Here is a 3,209-nt window from a genome sequence, read left to right on the forward strand (position 1 = left end):
CAGATGGATGTATTACTATTGCAAAAATCAATGCAATTCTTGTTAGTATTAGAGGATTTAAAAACTCTTGAATTAATACATATCCTAATATTAGAATAATAGCAACTAATCCTTTCAATAAAAAACTCGATGTTCTATTTTTCATTTTAATTTTGCTCCTTAAACTTTCAAAGTTCAAAATCACTCTCATAATACAAAACCTGATTTATATTTCCTTGCAAAAATTCAATCTTTTCCCTAATTTCCTCAGATATAAACGGCATTTTTATATCTGACAGAGTTTCTTTTAAAGTTTGTGTTAACTCTACTATCTGCACTTTATATTTATCTAACTTCAAATCATTTGCCATTGATTTTATACAATCTTCCAGAGTTCCAATTTCATCAACTAAATTTATATTTTTGGCTTCGCTTCCAAGCCACACTCTTCCTTGTGCAATTTTTTCAAGTTCCTCATCATTCATTCCTCTGGCTACCATTACATGTTCCTTAAACTCGCCATAAACTTCATTCATATTATGGATTAATTTCTCTTTTGAATCTTCTCCTAACTTTTCAAACGGATTCAACATATCAAAGCCAGCACCTTTTCCGAATCCTTCCAAATTAATGTCTAACTTTTTCATTGTTCCTGCAACTTCAGGGTACATCATAACAACACCGATTGAGCCTGTCAAAGTAAAGTTATTTGCAAATAATTTTTTTCCAGTTGTAGCAATGTAATAACCTCCACTTGCACAGACATCTCCCATTGAAACATATATTGGCGTAGTCAATTTTTTTAATTTCTTATATATTTTTTCAGAAACTAAAGCACTTCCACCAGGTGAATTTATTCTTAATACCAACCCTTTCAAATTCTTTATTTCTTTTAATTCTTCCAATTTTTCACATACATTTTCATAAGTAATATTTTTGTTAGGATTTTTCACATCAATAACACCTTCAAGATTCACTACTGCAATCGTATCTTTTGCTTTTTCCTTTTTTTCTTTCAACATTCCTATGTATTCTTCAATAGAAACAGTGTCTTCCTTGTAATTTATCCCAATTTCATCATAATCAGCAACACCGTCAATCAATTTATATTCCAAAGCCTTCTTCGCCCCAGCAAAAATAAGATTTCCACTCAATATCTCATTTTCAATATCAATGCCTCTTTTACTTTTTACCAGTTCCACAAAATCTTTAAAAACTTTATTCTTTATATTTCTAATTGATTCTTTTTTCTCTTCTGACATTTGGTTATGGCTATATTTTTCTCCAGCCACCTTGTAATCACCAATATGAAGCACATTCATCTTTATACCAAACTTTTCCAGAAATGACTTCAAATAAAATTCTTTATGAAAATATCCTCTAAAAATCATAGTAGACTGCCTTGTGTCAAACATAAAAATTTTATCTGCAAGCATAGCCTGTCTATATCGACTTTCCTCAAAAAGCGTTCCTATTGCCACTACTTCCTTATTTTTCCTAATCTTATCAAAAATTTTAGAAATCTCTTCCAGCTGTGAAAGTGTCAAATTTAACTTATCTACATCAATAATAACTTTTTTTATATTCTTATCTTCCGCAAGATTATTTAACCCTTGTAATATTTGATAATATGACAATTTCTCTTTCCCCTTTAATGCCGGCATAGCCACATCTTCCTTCAATTTCTTGACATCAAATACAACAGTTTTTACCTTTTTTAAAGGCAATTTCTTCTTATTTTTTACTCTAAGAATCTTCTTCACAAAAATTAAATTTAAAATCACACACAAAATAAGCATTATTACTATTTCTAACAGCATTTTCAAAATAAACATCATATCAACTCCCTTTTTTATTCTTAAACTATTTCACTAACAATCCCAATCCAAATGCAATACAACATCCTATTAACAATAACAATTCTTTCATATTGAAAATTAATATCAAAAAAATATACATCAATATTAAACTCCCCAAAATATAAAATACATTTTTCATCCTAATTTCAAAATCATACATTACTCCAAGTACAAAAAACACTATTAATGGCAAAATTAAAGTTACTACAAAAAATATTGCCAATTCAAAGAAATGAAGCAAAAATACTAATATCGGACTAGCACTATTAATTTCTATTATCACTTTTCTTGTATATAAAGCTATCGGATACAATATTAATTGTGAAATAAAAAACGGAAACAACGACATCCAATCTGGAAATTTTATTTTTTTGTTTTTATTCAATTTATTACTCCTATCAAAAATCTCAATATTTTATTTTAAATGATTTCTTATTAAAAATCAATTAATTATACTGCATATTACAATTAAATCAAAAATGTCGTGATTTTTTGGGAATAAAAACTACTGTTTGAGCGTTAGCGAGTTTCGTTTTCGTAGCAATCCAGATTTATCTAAATAATAAATATATCGCTATTAATTTTAGAAAAGAGGAAAAAGAGAAAATGAAAATAGAAGAAAAAGAAAAAATAGAAAAATTAATCCGTTCAGTAGAAGATTTTCCAGAAAAAGGAGTAATTTTTAGAGATATTACAACAGCGTTAAAAGATAAAGAAGGGTTGGAAATCATCATAAAGGATTTTACAGACAGATACAAAAATAAAGGAATAGATTACGTAGTAGGAGCTGACGCAAGGGGATTTATTTTCGGAGCTGCAATAGCTTATAATATTGGAGCAGGTTTTGTTCCTGCAAGAAAACCTGGAAAATTACCAGCAGAAGTGGAAAGTGTAGAATATTCATTAGAATACGGAAGAAATAGCATTGAAATTCACAAGGATGCCTTTGGAAAAGGTTCAAAAATATTAATAGTGGATGATTTGCTAGCTACAGGAGGAACAGCCAAAGCTATGGCTCAGCTGGTAGAAAAACTAGAAGCAGAAGTATATGAATTAGCTTTTATGATAGAATTGTCTGATTTAGGAGGCAGGGATTTTCTTAAAGGTTATGAAGTTTACTCGCAATTAAAATATTAATTTGCAAAAGGAATTATTTTCAAGTTACAATAATTGAAATAAATGAATAAGAATTTATCTTATATATTTATTGGATTATTCCTGACTTTGGTTGGCTTCTCATCTTGTGGGAAGAAAACCAAAGGCAGTAGAACTGATACTCCTACGTCAGGGACGATTGAGTTCGTCTCTGATGAGAGTTTCAGCCCTTTTATAGAGGAAGAGAGACAACAGTTCGAATATGAATACCCTAAA

4 protein-coding genes are annotated in these 3,209 nt (G+C 29.3%); 2 read left to right on the top strand and 2 right to left on the bottom strand.

Annotated elements, in window-relative coordinates:
• Nucleotides 1–167 precede the first annotated feature (167 nt).
• Both sppA and Q0370_RS11660 read right to left on the bottom strand, forming a co-directional pair.
• On the bottom strand, nt 168–1,814 hold the full coding sequence (gene sppA / locus Q0370_RS11655) for a signal peptide peptidase SppA (RefSeq protein WP_299575927.1): 1,647 nt from the start codon (nt 1,812–1,814) through the stop codon (nt 168–170).
• A gap of 28 nt (nt 1,815–1,842) precedes the next feature.
• On the bottom strand, nt 1,843–2,223 hold the full coding sequence (locus tag Q0370_RS11660; RefSeq protein WP_299575921.1) for a hypothetical protein: 381 nt from the start codon (nt 2,221–2,223) through the stop codon (nt 1,843–1,845).
• Between the two features lie 221 nt (nt 2,224–2,444).
• Between Q0370_RS11660 and Q0370_RS11665 the strand changes: the two genes are divergently transcribed.
• Entirely contained in the window at nt 2,445–2,975 is a 531-nt protein-coding gene (locus tag Q0370_RS11665) for an adenine phosphoribosyltransferase (protein WP_299575923.1), read from the top strand.
• A 42-nt stretch (nt 2,976–3,017) separates the two neighbouring features.
• On the top strand, nt 3,018–3,209 hold a 192-nt coding region (locus tag Q0370_RS11670), incomplete at its 3' end, for a hypothetical protein (protein ID WP_299575925.1).

Origin of the sequence: uncultured Leptotrichia sp. (genome assembly GCF_938036635.1) — a bacterium.
In the GTDB taxonomy this organism is placed as follows: Bacteria; Fusobacteriota; Fusobacteriia; order Fusobacteriales; family Leptotrichiaceae; genus Leptotrichia; species Leptotrichia hongkongensis.